The organism is Trinickia sp. Z7 (assembly GCF_056498045.1).
Genome location: NZ_JAUEQW010000002.1, coordinates 235,477 through 258,229, shown reverse-complemented (window position 1 = coordinate 258,229; position 22,753 = coordinate 235,477). Strand labels below are relative to the sequence as shown.

Below are 22,753 nucleotides of genomic sequence, written 5' to 3'. Positions count from 1 at the left end.
AAGCCGAAATGAGCGATAACCAGACAGACGGTCAGGGCAACGGGTCGCCCTTCGATGACAGCGCGCAGCAAGAGGTCGTGCGGCTGGCGGGACGCACGGATAAGGATGGGGCCTCGTACGCGCACGCGACGTTGACGCCGGCGAGCGACACTCGGCCGAAAGAGATGCTGTGCGACGTGCGGCCGATCATTCCGGTGATTCTCTTGCCGGGCGTGATGGGGTCGCTGCTCACCAACAAGGAAACTGGCGGCGAACTGTTTTTCGCGCCTAACACGGACACTGTGTCGGCAAGCGTCGGAGCGCTCGGGACGCTGATCGAGTTGTGGTTTACCGGTGCCTCGTCGCGCGAGAAAACCTTCGATCCGACGCAGGCGGCCGTGACGCCGCTCGGGCCGATCAATGTCGGGAAGCACGATAAGGGCGACACCACAAACCAGTTTATCGATGAAACCGAGGCGAGACGGCGCGGCTGGGGATCTGTGCATCGCACAAGCTATCAACCGGTGCTGGCCTGGCTAGAAGAGCAACTCAATGAACCAATGAAGCTTGGTAAGACAACGGGAGCCTGGATCAACCCGGACCCCGAGGGCGAAACGTGGGCGCTCAAGCCTCTGTTGGGTACGTCACCGGCCGACTATGGCGCATACGGCAAGGGCGATGTGCTGACGGAGGATTCCCCAGCGTTCCAGCACTTCGCGAAGTATCGGTACCGCGTGTATGCGATTGGCTATAACTGGCTGCAGTCGAACGCAGACTCAGGCAAGGAAGTAATCGAGGGCTCGGACTACTACGACCCAAAGACCAAGAAAACAACGCGGCTGATGGGCATCAGGGAGATCTGCGCGGAAAACCATACCGGCAAGGCAATCATCTTGACGCACTCCATGGGCGGACTAGTTGCCCGAATGGCAATCGCCATGCACGGTGCCGCGGATCTGATGCACGGTGTGTTTCACAGCGTGCAGCCGGCAACGGGGGCGCCTGTTGCGGCCAAGCGGTTCCGCACTGGCGGTGGAAATGAAGGCGGCCTCAGTAGCTTCATCAATGGCAGTCTTGTCGGACGTGATGCAAACGAGTTCACAGCCGTCATCGCGAACGCACCGGGCCCCTTCGAGCTGATCCCAATGCCGGACTACATCAACGGCGAGCCTTGGTGGATATTTACACGGCTCGATGGGACACCCGTAATGCAGTTACCGGAAGGCGGCGACGCGTACAATGAAATCTATGTCAATCAAAAATGGTACGGCCTAGTGCCGGACCCATCGCTGCTTGATCCGTCCGGAATCGTAAAGAAAAAACTTGATATAAGTAATTCCGGGAAAACCGTGCTAGAACATTTTGGTGACACAATGTTCAAAGTTGTACAAAATCAATCGAAAATTAAGAACGCATATCATGGGACGACATACGTTTCATATGGCAATGGCGCGCTGAAACCGGGTGTTGAGAAAGGGAAAAATCTTAAGGACCTGCTGACCTGGGGTAGGGTGATATGGAAAGGCAACATGCCATCCGATGTCACGGAGGAGGAGTTGCGTGCTGCAAAGCTACTGCGTGATTCGCATACCGGTAACTTGCGCGTCTATTTGGAAGCACGCAAGTTGACCATCGAGTTCGAGGTGCAGAAGACAAGCAGGCTGCCCGCAGATGCTGCCCCGTCCGACCTGGTGCCGCACGACAGCAAGAATGGAATCATTGCTGGCGATGGCACGGTCCCCGTGTGGTCGGCCGAAGCGCAGGCAAGGGGACTCGTTCCGGGGGTGAAAGGAGATGCCGCGCCAGGCGTAAGGATGGCCTTCGTTCAACACGGTTACGATCACCAGTTCAGCTACAAGCATCCGTGGACGCGCTGGGCCCTCCTATACAGCATCGTGCAAATCGCGCAGGACGCACCGGAGCCAACATGCTGAGACCCATTGCAAAAATTCTATTGTTCCTGGCGGGCATGTGTGCCCTCTCGACCGCATTCTCAGGGGAACCGACGATGACTAATCCCTTACTTTCCAACGGGCGTCCGTGGTGCATCGGGCGCTTCGTATTCGATCGACCCGCGACTAGCGAGATTTCAAACCAGCGGTACGAGATTAGAGGAGACCGGCTCGAGACACAGTACAACGTGTCGCCAGAAACGTATCACTCCAAGATCGAGGCCTTGGAGAAGACGTTACGTACCAACCAGCGCGTAAATCCCGTCGATTTGACTGAAAAGACGGGACATGCCTGGCTCGAGAGGATTGTTTCGCCAACTAAGGGGTCCAAGGTCTTTGTGTATCAGGAAGGGGTTGCAAAGGCAGCAAAGCTGCCCTTTCACACGGAGGGGTACATGTTTTCGGATGGGACGTTGTTCCATACAACGGGGTGGATCGGCTCATCTGCGATTGACAGAGTAGGTGAAATCTACAACGACACGTACCACAGAATTAAGGTACGAAATAACTCGACGGTACCGACGGAAGCCGGTTTTTGCTTTGACGGCGGAATTGTAACGGGCTCTTCGCCATACGGCGAAGAGGTTAGCCAGTCATTCGCGCTGATGCCTGGGAGGCCCGCTCTGTTCCTGATCAAGATGCGCAACTCGATAGATGGGGATCAAAACGAGCCGCTGACGAAAACTCTGCCGGAACTACAGGCGCAGTTGAACCGCCTGCCGGGACATTTCCGCATTCTGCGCGAAGGTAAGCGCACGGTTGCCGGCATGGATGCAGAAGAAGTGCTATTCGAGATTAAAGACGGTGGGATCACTTCCTATCAGTTCTACCTGCTAGCACCGGGCACACCGGGTACGCTAGCGATGCCCCACACGGCTATTCAACTACTGCTTGGTGCGAGCAGCCCCGATTTAACGCCGGAACAAGCCACCTCCCCCGTCGACGAAGCCGGCGCGCTTCAGGTCTGGGACACGTTGCTGAACAGCTTGCGTTTGCGTCCTGGCGCGGTGTAAGAGAGCCCGCTATGCGCCGGTACGACATTGTCAAAGGCGACACCACAACCGCTGGCGGCATCGTACAGAGCGGGGACGGTAACGATCTGATCGGCGATCGCGAGCAGGCCTATGAGAACGATCCAGTTTGGTGTCCTGCTTGTAAGTCGATGGGAAAGATCGTGTGCGATGGTCCGCGGATATCAACCACCGGGCCGGATGGGCGACAGGCAGCGCTAAGCGACGACCTCTGCGTCTGCCAGTGCCCAACGCCTCCGAGGCTCGTCGCGTCGCAGTCTGCGTCATATATCGAGGTTTGAACTTAGAGGGAAAGGGATGATCAGGAAGCTCATTGAAATCGCAACGGCACTCGTACTTGCCGTCGGCATGTTTGGATGTGCCTCGCTACATTGCATTCCGGTATGTTAGGGAAGCACTGATTTGTTCGGCTCGGCGGTCATCACATCCGCCGCCGAGGTCATTGCAAGCGTACGGACCGGACCCGCGCCGAGGAAGCTGCGCATCGGTCTTGCGGACGCGGAAAGCGTGGGCGCGAAGCGCGTCGCCAAGCGGCAGCGCGTTCTGACGAAGCCGGCGCAGCTTGCCGCATGACGGCGTTCGCTGTGGCCTGTCGAGCCGCGCTATCCGAAGGGCAAGCGGTGCCGGCCGCCGATCGGCACGGGGCGAACGCGCATCCGCATGACGCGGGAGGTGACGCCTGCACACCGAACTCGGATACCGGCGCGGCCGGAAAACGCGCGGGTAACCTCAATGGCCTGTCGCGTGTTTACGGCTGCGGCAATCCGTTTGTCCATGCGGGTCTTCATGCGGAAGCCCTCGGTGAGCCCCCAAACCGGGCCGCCTCCCCCTCGCACGGGCTACAATAGCGCTTTTCGCGCTTCGTTCGTCCCCCTGGGGCGGCGCTTGCGCGGGCGCCAGACGGCCGGTTTGCTCGATTCAACCTCCATTCCTCGATTGAACGGTTTTCCTCATGAGTACTATTCTTGAAAGCCTCCCGGCTGGCCAGAAGGTCGGCATCGCCTTCTCCGGCGGCCTCGACACGAGCGCCGCGCTGCACTGGATGAAGCTCAAGGGCGCGGTCCCCTACGCCTATACGGCCAATTTGGGCCAGCCCGACGAGGACGATTACGATTCGATCCCCCGCCGCGCGCTCGAATACGGCGCCGCCGGCGCTCGCTTGATCGACTGCCGCGCGCAACTCGTCGCCGAAGGCATCGCGGCGCTGCAATGCGGCGCCTTCCATGTATCGACGGCCGGCCTGACGTACTTCAACACCACGCCGATCGGCCGCGCCGTCACGGGCACGATGCTCGTCGCCGCGATGAAGGAAGACGGCGTCAACATCTGGGGCGACGGCAGCACGTACAAGGGCAACGACATCGAGCGCTTCTACCGCTATGGCCTGCTGGTCAACCCCGGTCTGAAGATCTACAAGCCCTGGCTCGATCAGCAATTCATCGATGAACTCGGCGGCCGCGCGGAAATGTCCGAATTCATGCGCCAATCGGGCTTCGAATACAAGATGTCGGCCGAGAAGGCCTATTCGACCGATTCGAACCTGCTCGGCGCCACGCACGAAGCGAAGGACCTCGAAAGCCTCGAGTCGGGCATCAAGATCGTGAACCCGATCATGGGCGTGGCGTTCTGGCGCGACGATGTGAAAATCGCCAACGAAGAAGTCACGATTCGCTTCGAAGAAGGCCGCCCCGTGGCGCTCAACGGCGTCGAATATGCCGATGCCGTCGAGTTGCTGCTCGAGGCCAACCGCATCGGCGGTCGCCACGGCCTCGGAATGAGCGATCAGATCGAGAACCGCATCATCGAAGCGAAAAGCCGCGGCATCTACGAGGCTCCGGGGCTCGCGCTGCTGTTCATCGCCTACGAACGCCTCGTCACGGGCATTCACAACGAAGACACGATCGAGCAATACCGCGACAATGGCCGCCGTCTGGGCCGCTTGCTCTATCAAGGCCGCTGGTTCGACCCGCAAGCCATCATGCTGCGCGAGACGGCCCAACGCTGGGTGGCACGCGCGATCACGGGCGAGGTAACGGTCGAACTGCGTCGCGGCAACGATTATTCGCTGCTCAGCACGAAGTCGCCGAATCTGACCTATCAGCCGGAACGCTTGTCGATGGAGAAGGTGCAATCGACGTTCTCGCCGCGCGATCGCATCGGGCAGTTGACCATGCGCAATCTCGACATCACCGACACGCGCGAGAAGCTGCGCATCTACTCGCAAGTCGGGCTGCTCACGCCGGGCGAGGCGTCGGCGCTCCCGCAAATCAAGGGCGAGGAGAAGTAAGGAAGTAAGCGGCCAGCCTTGGCGGCCGCGCCATGGCGCGGCCGCACCCTCGCGTGCGGTGATCGACCTCACGCATGCCTTTCATCCCTTGGGTGTTTCGGCCGCTGTTGGCCGCGTCGCAAGTGCCATAATCGACGCCTCTAATGCGGCCAGGAGCGACGGTAATGAGAAACATCGACAATCCATCACACGACCTAGAAGTCGGCGTTGCGGACGCGACGCAAGACACGACCCGAATCGACGACGTCCGCATCGGTGCGGTGCGTCCGCTGATCTCTCCCGCGCTCCTGCAAGACGAATTGCCCGTGCCGCCCGAGGTGCAAACGCTCGTCGAGCGCACGCGCGTGGAAATTGGCGACATCCTCCACGGCCGCGACGATCGGCTCGTGACGGTGGTCGGCCCCTGTTCGATCCACGATCACGATCAAGCGCTCGATTATGCTCAGCGGCTCGAGGCCGCCGCCGCACAATGGCGCGACGAGTTGCTCATCGTCATGCGCGTGTATTTCGAGAAGCCGCGCACGACAGTCGGCTGGAAGGGCTATATCAACGATCCGCGGCTCGACGGCAGTTTCCGCATCAACGAAGGTTTGCGGGCCGCGCGCCGGTTGCTGCTCGATATCAACGGCCTGGGGCTGCCGGCGGCGACCGAGTTTCTCGACTTGTTGGGTCCGCAGTACATCGCCGATCTGATCGCGTGGGGCGCTATCGGCGCGCGCACGACGGAAAGCCAAAGCCATCGCCAGTTGGCGTCGGGCTTGAGCTGCCCGATCGGGTTCAAGAACGGCACCGACGGCGGCGTGCAGATCGCAGCCGATGCGATCGTCGCGGCGCGCGCGAGCCACGCGTTCATGGGTATGACGAAAATGGGCATGGCCGCGATTTTCGAAACGCGCGGCAATCAGGATGCCCATGTGATCTTGCGCGGCGGCAAGCATGGGCCGAACTACGATCGGGCGAGCGTCGAGGCATGTTGCGCAGCGCTTCGATCCGCCGGGCTGCGCGAACAAGTGATGATCGATTGCTCCCACGCCAATTCGGGCAAGGCGCACGAGAAGCAGATCGACGTCGCCAACGATATCGCCGAGCAGCTTTCGAGCGGCGAAAAGCGCATCGTCGGCGTCATGATCGAGAGTCATTTGGAGGCCGGCCGGCAGGATTTGAAGCCGGGCGTGCCGTTGCGTCACGGCGTATCGATCACCGACGCCTGCTTGAGCTGGGCGCAGACTGCGCCCGTGCTCGAGTCGCTTGCGCAGGCCGTGCGCGGGCGGCGCTCGCGCCAGCTACCTTAGATCACGAGGCGCGAAATCTTCGTGCCTTCCAGCGAAACGCCGGCCATCAATCCCGCGTTCGTGAGCACGAACGCTTCCACGGGACCCGTTGCGGTCGACGTATCGACGTTGCCGTTCGCGCCGACGCGCACCACGGCGACGGTGGCGTCGACCCCGGCCGCCCAGCCTTGGCTGTGCGTGAATTTGTCGAGCGCCTCTTGCGTCATGAAGAGCATGATGATGGCTTTCGATTGCGCGCCGATCTGCAGCCCGAACGAGGCCGCTGCAATGCTGTAATAGCCGCTCGTTTGGCCGCCGACGCGCAGCGAGCCTTGGCCGTATTGCCCGCCTATCCAGAAGCCCGCCGAGATGACCGAGGGGAAGACGAGCACGCCGCGCGCGTTGCCCGCCAACTCGCGCGACCCATGCACGGTCGAGTAAAGACGGCCGAGCGTTGCGTCGACGTCGGCGTCGATCGATGCGCGCCGTCCGGCGTTGGCCTCGGGTGTGGCGCTCGAGGAGGGCGGCGTGGTCGTGCATCCCGAGAGCGCGAGCCCGCTCGATGCGAGTGCGGCGCCCGTCAGTGCAATGAATCGACGGCGTTGCATGAATTCTCCTGATGAGACGTACGATCGAATGACGGCTTGTAGCGCGTGGCGCCCGGTACAAGCCGCTGGTCAATAAGAAGACAACGCAAACGCCGCGGAAGTTCAGGCTTAATGCGGCACGTCCACCACGCCGTGGCGCGCCTCGATGGCGTTGCTGCCCGGATTCGATCGAATGGCGGGCAGGTTGGCCGTGGTCAGAGCCGGCGCCGCGCCGGGCGTGCCGCCGCGCGGCACGGTGCGAATCACTTGCGACGGCGGCAGCGGCGCACCCTCGTGCAAATGACGCCACATGAGGTCGAGCGCCTGCAGGTAGTAGTAATGGACCGGTACGAAGCGCGTATCGAAACCGGGCACGCCGAGGAACGCGTCGAAGTGCTGGCCGTTGGTCACTTCGTACAGTGACACCTGGCTGCGTGCGCCTTCTCGCACGCTGTTCGCGGCCAGAAAAGCGCGCGAAGCGTGATTGATCGGGACCAGCGCGTCGCTGCGGCCTTGGACGAGAATCGCGGGCTTGCCGTGCAAGTCGGCGCGGACGCTGATGGCGCGCACGCTCATGCGCATGCGCGGGTCGTGCTGCGTCCAAAGGCGACGCATGCATACAGCGCCCGCAAAGCTTGCGTCGGGCGTAGCGAGCCGATGATCGGCAGCACCCGTCGTCCCGGCGTGATAGACGAGGCTGATGCCATTGGTGGGAGGGATGCCGTTGCCCAGGCCGAACACGGTGGGCATGGGCGAGACGGCCGGCGGCACGCCTGCCGCGCCCGTCGCTGGGTTCGTCGTGCCGAAGCTGAAGCCGCAAAGGTTATCGAGCACGCTCGAGCGCGTATAAGCGTTCGCATAAGTCACCGCGACGGCCGGCTCGGCCTGGGAGTCCCACATGGGCGCTTGCAACGTGTCGGAATCGGCTTCGTAGCCTGCGGCATGCAGTTGCGCGAGCGCATCGTCGGCTTGCGCTTGCAGGTCGGCGCCTTTCACGTAGCCGGCGGCCGCAAGCGAGGCGCAGCGCGCTTGCCGAATCGCCGTGGTGCGCGCAAGGGGTAGCGCGGTCAAATAAGGCGCACCGGTTGCGGCTTGTGCGAGCGCCGCGCACGGTTGCAGCAGGTTGGCGAGCGTCACGTAATCGGCCAGTGGTTTGCCTGCCTCCGCGATCGGTTGACCGCCTTCGACGACACGAGCGCGATGGGGCATGTCGACGTTGATCTGCGGCTCGCCCACGACGACCGCCGTGATCCACCCGCGCGTGTCTTGTTCGGCCGCGGCGAGCGAGGCCCCGCCGCCGTTGCTGACCGAGGCGGCGATCGTCGTGATGCTGCCCGGCTCGTAGCGCCCGCGACGATGCGCGCCCGCGGCGGCTGCGCCGAATTGGTGGTTCAACACCCAGTAGGCGAATTGAACCGCTTCGAGCGTGTCCGTGCCCCAGTCCTGCTCGGGGTTTTGTTGCGAGTAGGCGTGCTTGAATGCGTACCGGTAGGGGAAGGCCGCGTTGTAGCTCGCGAGCTCGCTCGCGCTCGCGTCGACCGTGAACAGGCTCTTGTTGCCGGCGGTCGCGGCGTCGGCGAGTAGGCCGTCGATCAGCGTGACTTGACCCGTCATCAATTCTTGCGCGCCGTTGCCCGAGCCTTTGTCGGTATAAGCGACCGCGCAGCCGCGCTTGAGCCCCCATTCGCCCGCCGCGGAGACGGCGCCGTAGACGCCTCGCGAACCCGACGAGGTCGCGGTCACGATGCAAGGTTTTTGCGGATCGAATTGCGCGGGCACTTGCACCATCAACGTGACGTTTTGCTTGCCGCTGCCATTGTCCGCATAGGCGATGTATTCGGCGCCTGCGATTTTTCCTTCACCGAGGGTGTCGTTGCCGTCGACGTCGATATTGGGACCCCAGAAGCGCCCATAGCCCCCGTTGGCGGTCATATCGACGAGCGCGCGGTAGTTCGACCAGATCGCCAGCCGGCGCAGTTCGGCGGCGGTTGGCGTAGTGGGGTTCGCGATCGTGGGCGCCGGCCCGGCGAGCCCGGTTTTGCCGAGCCCTGCCGTGAGCAGATCGTCGCTGACGCCATCGTAGGTCGTGGCTCTCAGGCTGCTCGCGACGACGAACCACGGCAAGCGATCGAGATTCGATCGAGCGCCGTCCCGATCATCCGCACGTGCCGTGGACAAGAACGATACGCCGGCGATGGCCGCGCTCGTGAGTAGAACCGCAATGGGAGTTGCAAGAGAAGTGGCTTTCATCGGGTGTCTCCATGCAATGCTCGTTGAGTGTGGGCGCGCGGTGCGCCGTTTTTCGATGCGAAGACCCTGCGTGACACTGCCATGACATCGACGCGCAGCACGAGCGTGAAGAGCGGGGCGCATGGCCGTCGGTCGATCACGCGATTGTGAGCAAACTTGCCGCGGCCATCAACTTTCGTTTTCCCTGCGACGCGCGGCCGGGCGTGCCGTCAAATGCTCGACGAGCCTGCGCGCGGCCGGCTGCAATGCTTCGTAGTCTTTGAAGCACACGGCGAATCGGCGCTCGGCCCATGGGTCGGTCAGCGCGACGATCTTCATGTCGAAGATCCGGGCATAGGTTCGCCCCACTTCGGCGGGTACGACGCTGATGCCGAGGTTGGCTGCTACGACGCGAAACGTTGCGTCGAAGGTGGAGACGATCATGCGATACGACACGCTGCGCCCCAGCGCGGCGGCCGCCCGGCGCAGCATGGTGTGCACCGCCGTCGAAGGCGGCAAGCCCACGTGCTCGTGATCGAGCGTTTGTTCGAACGAAAGCGACTTGTGGCGCGCCAGCGGGTGGCTGGGATGGACGGCCAACGCCAAATGGTCGTGCCGATAGGGGCGATGCGTGAGTCCCTGCAGATCGACGTTGTCCCAACACACGCCGATCGAGGTTTCGCCGTCGCGCACGCGCCGCACGAGTTCGAGCGAGATTTGCTCGTCCACGCTGACCTTCACGTTTTCATGTTCGGGCTGACGCAGAAACGAAGCGATGTCGTCGAGCAACGTCTCGGCGATCGCCGATGCCGATGCACATACCGTGACGCTGCCGACGAGCCCGCGCTTGAAGCCCGCCACATCGTTGGCGATCCGCTCCATCGTAAACAGCGCATTGCGCGCATGTTCGAGCAGGACGATGCCGGCCGGCGTCGGTCGCGCGCCGCGGCGGGTGCGCACGAGCAAGGGGACGCCCAGATCGCTTTCGAGCTGCGCGATGCGTTTGCTGATCGCCGACGGCTCGATATGCATTTCTTCGGCGGCCCGCGCCATATTGCGGTGATCGCACACGGCCACGAACAGGCGCAGCGTCTTCAAATCGATGTCACGCATTCGAACGCCCGTGCGGTATGCAGTCGAACCTGCGGTTTATGGATTTCCGATCTGGAATGTCTCCGCTTCCAAAATAACGCTTGATGGACGGGCGGGAATGTCTAAAGTTAGCACACGGCCGGCGAGCAAGCGACCGGCGAAGTCACCGGAGACAGCCTTTACGATGAAGTCACTCCCTTCCCGCGCAATCGTCAGAGAAGTGGGCTTGCGCGATGGTCTGCAGAGCATTCGAACGATCCTGCCCACGGCCCGCAAATGCGAATGGATACGCCGGGCCTACGAGGCAGGGCAGCGCGAAATCGAGGTCGGTTCGTTCGTTCCCGCCCGCCTGATGCCGCAGTTGGCCGATACCGCGGAACTCGTCGCCTACGCCAAGCGCTTGCCCGGTCTGGCCGTATCCGTGCTCGTGCCCAACCTGAAAGGGGCCGAGCGTGCGCTCGAAGCGCAGGCGCACGCGCTGCTCGTGCCGTTATCGGCGAGTCACGCGCACAGCCTTGCCAACTTGCGCCGAACGCCGGATGAAGTGGTGGCCGAGATCGCGCGGATACGGTCGGCGCGCGACGCATCGGGAGCGCGCACGCGTATCGAAGTGGGCATCAGCACGGCTTTCGGCTGCACGATCCAAGGGGAGGTGCCCCACCAAGAAGTGCTGCGCTGCATGCAGGCGGCACTCGATGCCGGAGCCGATCGGGTCGGGCTTGCCGATACGGTCGGGTATGCGGGGCCTGGGGCCGTGCGTGCCTTGTTCGAGAAAGCGCGGAGGATCGCGGGCCAAGCTCTGGCGTGCGCGCACTTCCACGATACGAGGGGCCTTGCATTGGCGAACGTCCATGCGGCGCTCGAAACCGGTATCGAGCGGTTCGACGCATCGCTTGGCGGGATAGGGGGCTGTCCCCATGCGCCCGGTGCGAGCGGCAACGCCTCGAGTGAAGACCTGGTGTTCATGCTAGAAGAGATGGGTGTCCAAACCGGCATCGACATCGAGCGTTTGCTCGCGCTGCGCGCCCACTTGCCTGCTTGGTTGCCGGGCGAGACGTTGCACGGCGCGCTTGCGCGCTCCGGTTTGCCGAAGGCTTGGGCTACGGGCATGTCCGGCAACTTGGCGAACGAGATCCAATGAACGACGCATCCTCACTTCCTCTCTCGGGAATTCGTATCGTCGAATTCACGCATATGGTGATGGGGCCGACCTGCGGCATGATCCTCGCCGATCTTGGCGCCGAGGTCATCAAAGTCGAGCCGCCCGGCGGCGACAAGACACGCCGGCTCCCGGGGCTGGGCATCGGCTTCTTCCGCACTTTCAATCGCAACAAGAAGAGCGTGGTCATCGATATCGCGACGCCGCAAGGGCAAGCGCAGGCCGTCGAACTGATCGGCGAATGCGACGTGGTGATCGAGAACTTCCGGCCCGGCTTGATGCGCGAGTTCGGGCTCGACTACGAGACGCTCAGCGCGCGCTACCCGCGGCTCGTCTACGCATCGCACAAGGGCTTTCTCCCAGGACCGTACGAGAAGCGACTCGCACTCGACGAAGTCGTGCAGATGATGGGCGGGCTAGCCTATATGACCGGCCCGGCCGGGCGCCCCCTGCGCGCCGGGGCCTCGGTCAACGACATCATGGGCGGCATGTTCGGCGCGATCGGGATTTTGGCGGCGCTGCGCGAGCGCGACCGAACGGGGCGCGGGCAAGAAGTGCAAAGCGCACTGTTCGAGAACTGCGTGTTCTTGTGCTCGCAGCATATGCAGCAGTATGCGATGACGGGGCAGCCGCTGCCGCCCATGCCGGCGCGGGTGTCGGCGTGGAGCGTCTACGAAGTTTTCACGCTGGCTCAGGGCGAGCAATTATTCATCGGCGCGGTCAGCGACAAGCAATTCGTCGCGCTGTGCGGCGTGCTGCAGCGTCCCGATCTGGCGGCCGAGCCGCGTTTCGCGACGAATGCGCAACGCGTGGCGGCGCGCGGCGAGCTGATTCCGATGCTTTGCGAGCTTCTCGCGGCGCAGCGTGTCGCCGAACTCGTGCCGAAGCTCGAAGCCGCGGGCATCCCCTATGCCCCGATAGTCAGGCCCGAGCAGTTGCTGGACGACCCGCATCTGAAGGCAAGCGGCGGCCTTGCGCCGATGACGACGGACGAGGGCGGTACGACCGACGTCGTCTTGCTGCCCTTGACGATGGGCGGCCGGCGGCCGGGCGTGCGGCAGGCGCTGGCTCGGATCGGAGAGCATACCCAGGAGATCCTGGGTCGCATCAAGGCCCGGGTGGGATAGCGCAGCAACCGCGCTTCGCCTATCGCATCGGCTTTGGGCCGGATCGCGGCTAGCGGCCGCTGCTAGCCATTTGCAGGTCGGAGTCGAGCTCGGCTTCCGGCCTCAGGTAGCGAGGCAGCGAGGCGACTTCCACCTTGCGCAACGGCTTGCTGTAGAGAAAGCCCTGCGCCACTTCGCACCCATGCATATCGAGAAACGCCGCTTGTTCCGGCGTCTCCACGCCCTCCGCGACGACGCGATGCCCGAGGCACCGCGAAATCGACAGAATGGCTTTGACGAGTTCCGCATGGCGAGCATCGCACGTGACTTTCTGCACGAAGGAGCGATCGATTTTCAGCGTATCGATCGGGAATCGGGCGAGGTAGCTGAGCGCCGAGTAACCCGTGCCGAAATCGTCGATGGCGATCGAGCTTCCCATTTCCTTGAATGCGGCAAGGGCGCGCGTAACCGATTCGTCTTCCTCGAGCAGCAGGCTTTCGGTGATTTCGAATTCGAGCCATTCGGGCCGGCAGCCTGTTTCGCCGAGAATCTTTTCGACCGTCTGCACCAAACCGCGCGCTTGGAACTGCCGGGGCGAGAGATTGATGGCGACGGTGTGCCGCGCCGCGCCCGCCGTGTTCCACTCCGCGGCCGCTTTGCAGGCCTCGCGCAGCACCCACTTTCCGAGGTCGATGATGAGCCCCGTTTCCTCGGCGACGGGCACGAATCGATCGGGCGGAATGAAACCCGAACCGGCGCGATTCCAGCGCAAGAGCGCTTCCACGCCGATCACCCTCGCATCGCAGAACGCAACTTGCGGCTGATAGTGCAGTTCGAGTTCACCGTGATCGATAGCACGTCGAAGCTCGGTTTCCAACTGCAAATTCGACGTCGCTTCGACGGTCAGCTCGTTCGTGTAGAAGCGAAAGCCGCGACGGCCCGAGCGCTTGGCGAGATACATCGCGGAATCGGCATATTTGAGCAGATCGTCCGCATCGGTGCTGTCGATCGGAAACAGCGCAATGCCGACGCTGCACGAAATGAAGACCTCTTTGCCGCCCAGCAGGAAGCGCTCTCCAAGGCGGTTGATGATCGCGGTCGAAATCTGCTCCAGCGTGCGGCGATTGCGTGCATCCGGCAGCAGGACGGCGAATTCGTCGCCGCCGAAGCGCGCGACGGTATCGCCGGGCCGCACGCTTTCGAGCAGCCGCACGGCCGCCTCGCGCAACAGTTCGTCGCCGACCGCGTGACCCATGGTGTCGTTGACGCCTTTGAAGCGATCCATGTCGATCATCATCACGGCCGTCAGCCGGTCCTGCGCGCCTGCATCGGCCACGCGGCGCAGCGTTTCGTTGAACATCGTCCGGTTCGGCAAGTCCGTCAGCGGATCGTAATACGCCATGCGATGGATCTTCTCGCGCGATGCATGCAGTTCGCTGATATCGCGGCCTACGGCGAGCACGGTTTCCACCTCGCCGTTCGGTCCGAATTCCGGCGTCAGCCTGATCAAATGGCACAACTGTTCGCCATCACCCGGCCGCCATTTCAGTTCGAACTGACTATCGACGCCGGTAGCGAGCACCCGTGCGATCTCTTGCTCGTAGTGCGCGGCGCTCGCGCCGCCCGGATATTCGGAGGGCGTTTTGCCGAGCACGGCACGAACGCCGCCGGGCGCATGCGACGCAAAAGTGGGGTTGACGTACAGACGGCGAAGATCACGGTTGTAACGGGCGACCGTATCGGGCGAATGCTCGACGAGCGTACGGAATTCGCGCTCGCGCTTGGACAGTTCCAGCGCCTTTTCCTCGAGGTTCTTGTTCAGTTCGAGAATGCGGTCGTATTGAGCTTGCAGCTCGGCGCCGGCGCGATTGCGCTCGGTAATGTCCAAGATGGCGCCGATCAGCCCAGCCTGTCGGCCCTCGGCGTCGTGAAACACCGCCTTCGTGAATTCGACTTCGCGGTCTTCCTTCTTTGCATTGCGCGCTTTGAATTCGTAACGCTGAATGCCGCCTTGGGTAAATAGCTCTTCGTCCTTCTCGAAATACGTTTTCGCCATTTCGGGCGGATTGACTTCGAATACGGTCTTGCCGACGAATTGCGCTTTCGAAATTCCCAAAAAATCTTGAAACGCTTGGTTCAATTGCAGATACCGCCCCGCTCGGTCCTTCGAGAAGACCGGGATCGGAATCGTATCGAGCAACGATTCGAGGAATGATTCGCGTTCGCGCAGCTGCGCCTCCGCGTGGATGCGCGCGGTGATGTCGAAGCAGATCGCGAGCACGCTCGATGTGCCGTCGTTGACGGGGTCGGCTGCCAACTGAACGAGATAATGCTGACGTTGCGCCGAGGGCAGGCCGTCGAATGCGAGTTCCATCTCGCGAGCGACCCCGGTGGCCGCCACGTCGCGGATGGCGTCGAGGTAGCGCCGGTACCGGGGCGCGGAGAGCAGTTGAGCTTCGCTGAGCACCACGCGCGAGCCACCCGACAAGGCGGTCATCATTGCCGTGGCGGCGCGGTTCATGTAGCGTCGCTGGCCGCTTGCATCGTAGCGAATGACGGCGATATGCAGGTCTCCGACCGGCACGCGGTACTCGTCGTCGCAGTCCATCTCAGGGTTTTCCATGCCGTCCAAGTGGCTATTCGTCCAAGCAGTGCCGCTCAGGCTGCGGTTCCTGAATCGGCGGCGTCGCTGCGCGCCGAAGCTGCGCTCTCCGTCGGGATAACGGCAGCAAGGAGCGCTTTCTGAAGTGTGCGGACAACCCCTAGGGACTTGCACGAGGCCGGAAACGAGCGTGAGCGGGCCGCGCGGACCGTTTGCGCGCCCTTCCTCGCTGTCGAACAGGCGCGCCCGCGCGGGGCGCGGCAATCGTTGCCGCTTAGCGGCCCCCGATCAAAAGGGGAGCTACTTCTTTGCTCGCTTGGGCTTGGCTGCGGCGCTCGCGGCATTGAGCTCGACCGCTTCGCGGATGAGCGCCTTGAACGCCTTTGCGTCGATCTGCTCGCCTGCTCTCAGGTCGATGGCGCGCCGGGCGTTGCCGTCCAGACTCGAGTTGAAGAGCTTGGCCGGATCGTTCAACGCAGCCCCTTTGAGAAAGGTGAGCTTCACGACCGCTTTATACGACTCCCCGGTGCAGATGATGCCGTCGTGCGACCACACGGGTGTGCCCATCCATTTCCACTCTTCCACGACATTGGGCTCGGCTTCTCGGATCAGCGCGCGCACGGTTTTCAAAGTCTCGCCGCGCCAGTCGCCCAAGCTCGCGATTTTTTCATCGATGAGTTCGGATGCGGGCCGGCTTTCCGTCGAATTCGCTTTATTCAAAGTCTTCTCCAACGCATCAAGGTTTTCGTAACAGTCGAGCGGCGGCCGGCGAGGGACGACGTGCGCCGCCCCATCGCCGGGAATTCAATTCATATCGCCCCTGCTATCGCGGGCTAGTATGATGCACCGAATCGAGCCCGAACGATCTCGATTCGAACTGACGTGTGTGCCGCCGTGCATCGCGTCGCTACGCTACAACCGTCATTGCGGGATCGGAAAATCGATCTCCGTATCGTTGACACGGTTGAACAGATTCGTAAACGTAATCAACGAAATGGCGAGCAACGCTTCGACGATTTGCGCAGGCGAATAACCTGCTTCGCGCACGGCCGCGAGCACAGCGGGGTCGGTCGTGCCTCGCGTGCTGGCGACAGTGCGCGCGAAGGTGACGAGCGCATCGCGTCGTGCATCATCCAACGCCTCGCCCGAGCGAAGCCGACGCAAGCTGTCGGCTGGCAAGCCCGCGCGCTGGCCCAGCATCGAATGGGCGGCTACGCAATAATCGCAACCGTTGAGCGAACTGACGGCGATTCGAATCGCTTCGATTTCGGCCTTGCTCAGTTGGCCGCCGGCGAGCATCGCGTCGCCTTGCAGCATGAGTTCGAGCGTGGCGGGGCTGTAGCCGCCGATCAGCGCATAGGCGTTCGGTACCTTGCCGGCTGCCTTGCGGACACGATCGAACACGAGGCGCGCGGCGTCGGACGTATCTTCGGGGGCGATGGCGGGAAGTCTGGACATATTGCTCTCCTGGGTTGCATTCGGTGGATGAAGCCGCGTGATGCGGTGTCTGTACTTTAAGAAAGCGGGCGGCATTCGATGAATGCTCGCCAGGCTCACAAACATGCTCGATCGTTCCAATATGCATATGCCGATAGCTTTGGATTTGCTCGATGGACTGTTGAACCTCGGCGCCGTCGACGGCCGCCTCGACGAGCGATGCGAATTGCGCTCGCCGTGGGCGCTCGAGAACGCAGGCAGCGGACCGAGAGAAATGCCCTATCACGCAGTGATGGCAGGCGCTGCGGTGGTGCATGGGCCGAGCCTCGAACCGACCACGCTATATGCCGGCGACATCTTGGTGTTGCCTTCGGGCGAGGCGCACGGCATCGTGGACCTGGCGGACGGCGCCATGCTCGCCCACGGGCGGTCGAGCCACGCGCAAGGGGCAATGCACGACGAGACCGGCAGCGTGCCCACGGTCCTGCTGTGCGGGCGGTTCCTATTGAGCTACTCGGCCTGGCGGCTGTATCGCGCGTTGCTTCCGGAACATCTGATCGTGCGCGCGAACGCGGGCGCCGCCGCGAGCGCAACCGCCACATCGAGCGCAACCGCCACATCGAACGAGAGGCGCTTGGGCCGTTTGCTCACGCTGATGAAGGAGGAAACCGAGCAGTTGCAGCCCGGCTATGCCTCGGTCTTGCGCAACTTGTCCGCGGCGCTGTTCGGCCTTACGCTGCGTGCGGCGATGCATGAATCGCAAGCCCCCGCGGGCATGCTTGCATTGGCCGCTCATCCGCGCCTGCGGGAACTCGCCGTTCGGATCGTTCAAACGCCGTCGCAAGCTTGGACGATCGAAGAGATGGGCGAGATCGCGAATATGTCGCGCTCGTCGTTGATTCGCAGCTTCGGCGCGGCGGCTGGGATGACGCCCGCCGAATTCGTGACGCGTATTCGCATTGCCGAAGCGAGCCGATTGTTGAAAGAAAGCGAACAGTCGGTGGCGGCGGTGGGCGAAGCCGTCGGTTATGCATCGGAGGCGGCATTCCAGCGAGCGTTCAAGCGGGAAACGAGCCTCACGCCGGCGGCGTGGCGCGCCGCACCGCCGGCAAGCGTCGAGCCCGTGCGGCCGCCTCGCGTGATTTCGATCGGCGGCACACCGGGTTGACGGGCAGGTGCACCGCGATCACCGACAGCTAACAACCAACGCCCACCCGATACCCCCAGTCAGGCGGTGACAGCATCGCGACGTTGCCGCGTTTCTTTTTGTTTGGGGGTTTCACGCGGACGGGAGACATCGTCGAGCGCCGGCATGGAATCGAACAACTCGTCGATCCACTCCGCGAAGGCGCGTACTTTGGCGGAAAGATGACGATTGTGCGGATAGACGATCGAAATCGGCTTCGGCTTGGGGTTGAAACCGGTCAACACCTCTTTCAAGGAGCCGTCGAGCAGTTGGGGCAGCACCATGAATAGCGTGGGCTGGATCATGCCGAAGCCCTCGATGGCGCAGGTCACGTAGGCGTCGGAGTCGTTCACCGAGACGAGGCTGTCCATTTTGACTTCGACGGGTTTGCCGTCGATGACGAACACCCACGGAATCGGTCGTCCACCATGCGCCGCGCGGAAATTCACGGCACGATGCGAGGCCAGATCCTCGATGCTAGTGGGTTCCCCGCATCGCGCGAGATAGGCGGGCGATGCGCACGTGATGCGTTTGAGCATGCCGATGCGCCGCGCCACCATCGACGAATCCTCGAGCGGGCCGATGCGAATCATGCAATCGACGCCTTCTTCGATCGGATCGACCGGCCGGTCCGACAACCCGAGCTCGAGCGTGATGTCGGGAAAGCGTTGATGGAACGTGGATAACGCCGGAATGACGATGCGCCGCCCGAGCGCGCTCGGCATGTGAACGCGCAATGCACCGCTCGGCTTGCGATTGCCGACTTGAAAGCTCGCATCGGCCTCGGCAATTTCAGTGAGGATCTTGATGCAATGCTCGTAGTAGGCGGCGCCGTCGGGCGTGAGCGAAAGCCGGCGCGTCGTGCGGTGCATGAGACGCAGGCCGAGAAAAGCCTCGAGGTTTTGAATGATCGTCGTCACCGATGCGCGCGGCATGCCCAGCGTTTCGGCCGCGCGCGTGAAGCTGTTCGCATCGACGACGCGCGTGAAAACTTCCATTGCTTGAATGCGGTCCATGCTCGCTCCCGTGGGTGACCAACAGGAAAGCATAGTCCGCTTGGCATGGGAGATTCAACCCCTCCCTATTACTGCGTCGCGCAAGCCTGATTCGGCAAGCGTGCCGCTTCGTGTCCCGTTGTCGCGAGCGGGCGAATGCGCGAGGCGTTATTCGAAACGCTCGGCGTGCGTCTTCAACCATTGCTCGAACCGCATCGGTTTGCGGCCGAGCACGCGTTCCACGGTATGCACGATCGTGGCCGCGTGGCCCGCCTTGACCTGCTCGTACGCCTTCACGACCGACGCCGCGACCGGCAGCGGCACGCCGGCTCGCGTCAGGTTCCCCAGCGCTTCGTCGAGCGTGATGTCGACACAGCGCAATGGGCGATCGAGGGTTTGCGCAAGGAGTGCGGCTTGCTCGGGCACGCTGATGGCCTCGCCTCCAGTCAGCGTCAATACACTTTCCTTGAGCGATGCGTCGGTCAAGGCCCGCACGGCGACGGCAGCGATGTCTTCGGGCGCGATCGGGGCAGCGCGCCCGTCGCCCATTGGATTGGGGACGACGCCGTTCGCGCGGATGCTCGGCAGCCATAGGTAAGCGTTCGACATGAAACCGGTAGGACGCAGAAAACGCCCGTCGAGCCCCGCCGCGCGAACGATGTCTTCCTTCTCGCCATGCAGCCGGCCGAGCAGGGTGTCGGGCGCGTTTTGCACCATCGCCGTCGACAGGAAAACCACGCGCGGCACGCGCTTCGCGGCAATGCGCGCGACGAGCTCGCGAAAAGCCTCGGCGCTGCCGATGTTCATCAGAAAGACGCCCTCGACATGACCTTCGAGCGCGTCCGAGAACGCATCGGGCGTGTCGTAGTCTCCCGCGACCAGTTCGATGCGCTCCGCCCATTGCGCCAACTTCGACGGGTCGCGCACATATGCGCGCACGGGATGCCCCGCCGCCGCCAACTGCGCAACGATATCACGGCCCACATTGCCGCTTGCTCCGGTAATTACGTACATCGATGTTCTCCCTCGGGTGGATGGAATCCGAATCGGACGCTCGCTCGAAAGATTGGCTATCATTTGCAACAATTGACAGAGCTTGAACAATCTGTTGCCGAGGGGGAACAATGCGTGAGAAGCACCGATGATCGACCTGAACGAGATGCAATGCTTTGCGCACATCTGCGAGGCGCGAAGTTTCACCGTGGCGGCGCAGCGGCTCGGCCTGCCTAAATCGAGCGTCAGCCGTGCGCTGACGCGGCTCGAAGATCGCTTGGGCGTGCGGCTCATCGAACGCACGACACGCAGCCTGATGCTGACCGAAGCCGGCGAGCTCTACCTCGAGCGTTGCAGGCGCATGTTGGAGGAAGCCGAGCAAGCCGATCTCGCGATCGGGGCGATGCACGCGCGGCCTCGCGGGCTGTTGCGCGTCGCAACCTCGGTGCCGTTCGCACGCTTCGCCGTGGGGCCGGTGCTGGGCGATTTTCTGTCGGCTTATCCCGAAGTGCGTGTGGAGCTGCAGCTCGTGTCCGGCGAGAATCGCGCGCCCGATCCCGCGCCCGACATCGTGATAGGCCCTTACCCCAGCCCGGATTCCACGTTGCGCGCGACGCCGCTGTTCAAGATCCGGCTCGCAACGTACGCGAGCCCCGGGTATCTCGCAGGCCGGCGCATGCCTGCGGTACCGGCCGATCTGCGCGAGCACCATTGCATCACCGTCCACTGTCGCGGGCCGGGGGTTCCGGCCGGGTTTGCCTCATGGCGGCTGCGCCGTGGCGCAACCCGTCAGGAGGTATGTTTCGAACCGCGCCTGACCGTGGCCGATCCGTCGATCGGCTATCAGGTCGCGCTGAGCGGCGGCGGCATCGCGGCGGTCAAACCCGAGGCGGCGCGAAGCGACGTCGAGGCGGGCCGGCTCATCCGGCTGCTGCCCGATTGGGAGCTCGAGCCGCTGCAGCTTTATGCGCTGCATCCGGCGCGCTTGAGCGCATCGCCGAAGGTCAACGCATTTTTGGCGTTTCTACGTGAACGATACGGTGACGGCGGGGACGACTGGGGCCTTGCACGCGCAGGCGCACGGCGGGCCGCGGGCGAACGAGCGAGCGGGGCCGTGCCGATGACGGGACGGCCCATGGAGCAGGTGGATTGACATGTCGAGAACGAGGCCGCTCAGCGTCGGGCAAGACTTCGTCCACTACCGGCATCTGGCCGACATGCCCGGCCTCGTGCTGGGCGCCGCGCAGTTTTCGACGTTCAGCTTCGAGCGTCATTTCCACCTCGACTACCACGTTGGGCTCGTGACGGAGGGGGTGCAGCGGCAACGCTTCGGCGGCAAAACGGTGCGGGTCGGCCCCGGCTGCATCTCGCTGATGCCGCCCGGAGAAATTCATGATGGGGTAAGCGAGGGCGAGCGCGGATACACGCTGAGGACGTTTCGGCTTTCGCGCGATTTGCTGTGCGACGTGTCTGAAGCCGTGAGCGAGACGCCGCGGGAGCCGCGGTTTGGCGGCGCGCTGCTCGAAGATCCCGAGCTTGCGGCGCAGCTCGTGCGATTGTTCGATGTGATGCGGGCGAGCGAGGCGACCGATTCGCTCGCGGTGCAGTCGGAGTGGCTGCGCTCGATGAACTTATTGCTGACGCGCTCGCGCGCGATCGTGCCGCGGGAGACGGGCGGCGTGCTCGCGCCGTGGCAGTGGCAAAGCGTCAGAGACTATTGTTGCGCACACTTGAGCGAAAAAATTACGCTCGATGAACTGGCTGCGCTGTGCGCGCTTGGTCGTTTTCAATTTCTGCGGCAGTTCAAGCAGACGATCGGCATGACGCCGCACGCGTGGCTGCTACGGCTGCGTCTCGAGCATGCCTGTGGGCTGTTGGCGCGCGGTTCGAAGACGATCGCCGAAGTGGCGCACGGCGTGGGGTTCTACGATCAAAGTCACTTCAATCGCGCTTTCCGTCAAGCATTCGGCGTGGCGCCATCGAGGTATTGAGGACCGCGCTCGATTTCGGCAATCGCGCCCTGCCGCGGTCCATCCGTCAATTTTTTACAATTCCCGCGACGTGGGTCCCGATACGCTCTTGCCCATGCAAAGAGCGGGACCCGGGCGCATCGCGACGATGCGCTCGATTCTCCTCCAACCCACCCGGAGAGAAGGATACGCAGCATGACGGAACGCCTCTACATGACGGACGACAGCCTCGCGACGAAGGCGCGCGTGCAGCGTTGCACGCAACGCGATGACGGTCATTTCGACGTCGTTCTATCGGCAACGCTGTTTCATCCGCAAGGGGGCGGCCAACTGTCCGATCGCGGCACGATCGCGGACGCGAATGTCGTGCGGGTGGTGGCGGTCGACGCCGAGGTCGTCCATATCTGCGATCGGGCCGTTGCCGAAGGCGAAGTCGCGATCGAAGTGTGCGGCGAATCGCGGGCGCTCCATGCGCGCCTGCACTCGGCGGGCCATCTGATCGGCTACTGTGGCGACGCGCTTGGCTGGCGCGCCGTCAAGGGGCACCATTGGCCGGGCGAGGCGCGCGTCGTCTTCGAAGCGAATGAAGGCGCGCCCGCGTTCGATGCGGACACGGTCTCCGCGATGGCCAATGCCTATGTCGCCGCCGATCTGCCACGCCAGATGACGTGGGACGGCGAGAAACGGGTCATCGGTTTCGGCCATCTGCCCGCCTACGGCTGCGGCGGTACCCATGTCGCCGCGTCGGCGGCCGTCGGCGCGATCCGCATCCTCAAGGTCAAGGAAAAGAAAGGGCAGCTCTCCGTGCACTACGAAGTGGAAGATGCCCGGCGGTGAAGTATCGAGCGCAATCGCGGCTACGCTCGCGTGCGTACCC

At 63.1% G+C, this 22,753-nt stretch carries 19 protein-coding genes; 11 read left to right on the top strand and 8 right to left on the bottom strand.

The window, feature by feature from the left end; all coding sequences use genetic code 11:
* The first annotated feature begins 8 nt into the window (after positions 1 to 8).
* From QQS38_RS05205 to QQS38_RS05185, 5 genes are all read left to right on the top strand, one after another.
* A complete protein-coding gene (locus QQS38_RS05205; protein WP_479644306.1) occupies positions 9 to 1,913 on the top strand; it encodes an esterase/lipase family protein in 1,905 nt (634 codons plus the stop codon).
* Positions 1,907 to 2,944 (top strand): T6SS immunity protein Tli4 family protein, encoded by a 1,038-nt coding sequence (locus QQS38_RS05200; protein ID WP_479644305.1) that lies wholly within the window; start codon positions 1,907 to 1,909, stop codon positions 2,942 to 2,944. Before QQS38_RS05205 ends, QQS38_RS05200 begins: the two co-directional genes overlap by 7 nt.
* Before the next feature lie 11 nt (positions 2,945 to 2,955).
* Positions 2,956 to 3,243, top strand: a complete 288-nt coding sequence (locus QQS38_RS05195) for a PAAR domain-containing protein (RefSeq protein ID WP_479644304.1) — start codon at positions 2,956 to 2,958, stop codon at positions 3,241 to 3,243.
* A 671-nt stretch (positions 3,244 to 3,914) separates the two neighbouring features.
* Positions 3,915 to 5,249 (top strand): argininosuccinate synthase, encoded by a 1,335-nt coding sequence (argG, locus tag QQS38_RS05190; protein ID WP_479644303.1) that lies wholly within the window; start codon positions 3,915 to 3,917, stop codon positions 5,247 to 5,249.
* 164 nt (positions 5,250 to 5,413) lie between these two features.
* Positions 5,414 to 6,541: a 3-deoxy-7-phosphoheptulonate synthase gene (locus tag QQS38_RS05185; protein ID WP_479644302.1), complete on the top strand. Its 1,128-nt coding sequence runs from the start codon at positions 5,414 to 5,416 to the stop codon at positions 6,539 to 6,541.
* On the opposite strand, the gene QQS38_RS05180 is transcribed toward QQS38_RS05185, so the two are convergent.
* From QQS38_RS05180 to QQS38_RS05170, 3 genes are all read right to left on the bottom strand, one after another.
* Positions 6,538 to 7,128, bottom strand: a complete 591-nt coding sequence (locus QQS38_RS05180) for a BPSL1445 family SYLF domain-containing lipoprotein (protein ID WP_479644301.1) — start codon at positions 7,126 to 7,128, stop codon at positions 6,538 to 6,540. The two genes, QQS38_RS05185 and QQS38_RS05180, sit on opposite strands and share 4 nt — an antisense overlap.
* A gap of 108 nt (positions 7,129 to 7,236) precedes the next feature.
* Entirely contained in the window at positions 7,237 to 9,357 is a 2,121-nt protein-coding gene (locus QQS38_RS05175) for a D-(-)-3-hydroxybutyrate oligomer hydrolase (RefSeq protein ID WP_479644300.1), read from the bottom strand.
* Positions 9,358 to 9,525: 168 nt separating this feature from the next.
* Positions 9,526 to 10,449 carry a LysR family transcriptional regulator gene (locus tag QQS38_RS05170; protein WP_479644299.1) on the bottom strand — a complete coding sequence of 308 codons (924 nt, stop codon included), beginning with the start codon at positions 10,447 to 10,449 and terminating at the stop codon, positions 9,526 to 9,528.
* A gap of 163 nt (positions 10,450 to 10,612) precedes the next feature.
* On the opposite strand from QQS38_RS05170, the gene QQS38_RS05165 reads away from it, so the two are divergent.
* Complete coding sequence (locus QQS38_RS05165) at positions 10,613 to 11,569, top strand: hydroxymethylglutaryl-CoA lyase (protein ID WP_479644298.1); 957 nt, start codon at positions 10,613 to 10,615, stop codon at positions 11,567 to 11,569.
* On the top strand, positions 11,566 to 12,714 hold the full coding sequence (locus QQS38_RS05160) for a CaiB/BaiF CoA transferase family protein (protein ID WP_479644297.1): 1,149 nt from the start codon (positions 11,566 to 11,568) through the stop codon (positions 12,712 to 12,714). The genes QQS38_RS05165 and QQS38_RS05160 overlap by 4 nt, the downstream gene beginning before the upstream one ends.
* 49 nt (positions 12,715 to 12,763) lie before the next feature.
* Here QQS38_RS05160 and QQS38_RS05155 read toward each other — a convergent pair whose 3' ends face one another.
* From QQS38_RS05155 to QQS38_RS05145, 3 genes are all read right to left on the bottom strand, one after another.
* Positions 12,764 to 15,316: a sensor domain-containing protein gene (locus tag QQS38_RS05155; RefSeq protein ID WP_479644296.1), complete on the bottom strand. Its 2,553-nt coding sequence runs from the start codon at positions 15,314 to 15,316 to the stop codon at positions 12,764 to 12,766.
* Positions 15,317 to 15,595: 279 nt separating this feature from the next.
* The gene (locus QQS38_RS05150) at positions 15,596 to 16,015 is read right to left on the bottom strand and encodes a DUF1801 domain-containing protein (RefSeq protein WP_479644295.1); all 420 of its coding nucleotides are present in this window, start codon (positions 16,013 to 16,015) and stop codon (positions 15,596 to 15,598) included.
* A 201-nt stretch (positions 16,016 to 16,216) separates the two neighbouring features.
* The gene (locus QQS38_RS05145) at positions 16,217 to 16,753 is read right to left on the bottom strand and encodes a carboxymuconolactone decarboxylase family protein (RefSeq protein ID WP_479644294.1); all 537 of its coding nucleotides are present in this window, start codon (positions 16,751 to 16,753) and stop codon (positions 16,217 to 16,219) included.
* Positions 16,754 to 16,856: 103 nt separating this feature from the next.
* Here QQS38_RS05145 and QQS38_RS05140 point away from each other — a divergent pair, with 103 nt between their 5' ends.
* The gene (locus QQS38_RS05140) at positions 16,857 to 17,900 is read left to right on the top strand and encodes a cupin domain-containing protein (protein ID WP_479644293.1); all 1,044 of its coding nucleotides are present in this window, start codon (positions 16,857 to 16,859) and stop codon (positions 17,898 to 17,900) included.
* Between the two features lie 59 nt (positions 17,901 to 17,959).
* On the opposite strand, the gene QQS38_RS05135 is transcribed toward QQS38_RS05140, so the two are convergent.
* Together QQS38_RS05135 and QQS38_RS05130 are read right to left on the bottom strand one after the other, a co-directional pair.
* A complete protein-coding gene (locus QQS38_RS05135; protein WP_479644292.1) occupies positions 17,960 to 18,934 on the bottom strand; it encodes a LysR family transcriptional regulator in 975 nt (324 codons plus the stop codon).
* A 147-nt stretch (positions 18,935 to 19,081) separates the two neighbouring features.
* Positions 19,082 to 19,927, bottom strand: a complete 846-nt coding sequence (locus tag QQS38_RS05130; RefSeq protein WP_479644291.1) for an NAD(P)H-binding protein — start codon at positions 19,925 to 19,927, stop codon at positions 19,082 to 19,084.
* Between the two features lie 127 nt (positions 19,928 to 20,054).
* On the opposite strand from QQS38_RS05130, the gene QQS38_RS05125 reads away from it, so the two are divergent.
* The 3 genes from QQS38_RS05125 (at position 20,055) to QQS38_RS05115 (ending at position 22,713) form a co-directional block, all read left to right on the top strand.
* Positions 20,055 to 21,059 (top strand): LysR family transcriptional regulator, encoded by a 1,005-nt coding sequence (locus QQS38_RS05125; RefSeq protein WP_479644290.1) that lies wholly within the window; start codon positions 20,055 to 20,057, stop codon positions 21,057 to 21,059.
* 1 nt (position 21,060) lies between these two features.
* Complete coding sequence (locus QQS38_RS05120) at positions 21,061 to 21,897, top strand: AraC family ligand binding domain-containing protein (protein ID WP_479644289.1); 837 nt, start codon at positions 21,061 to 21,063, stop codon at positions 21,895 to 21,897.
* A gap of 174 nt (positions 21,898 to 22,071) precedes the next feature.
* On the top strand, positions 22,072 to 22,713 hold the full coding sequence (locus QQS38_RS05115; protein ID WP_479644288.1) for an alanyl-tRNA editing protein: 642 nt from the start codon (positions 22,072 to 22,074) through the stop codon (positions 22,711 to 22,713).
* Positions 22,714 to 22,753 lie beyond the last annotated feature (40 nt).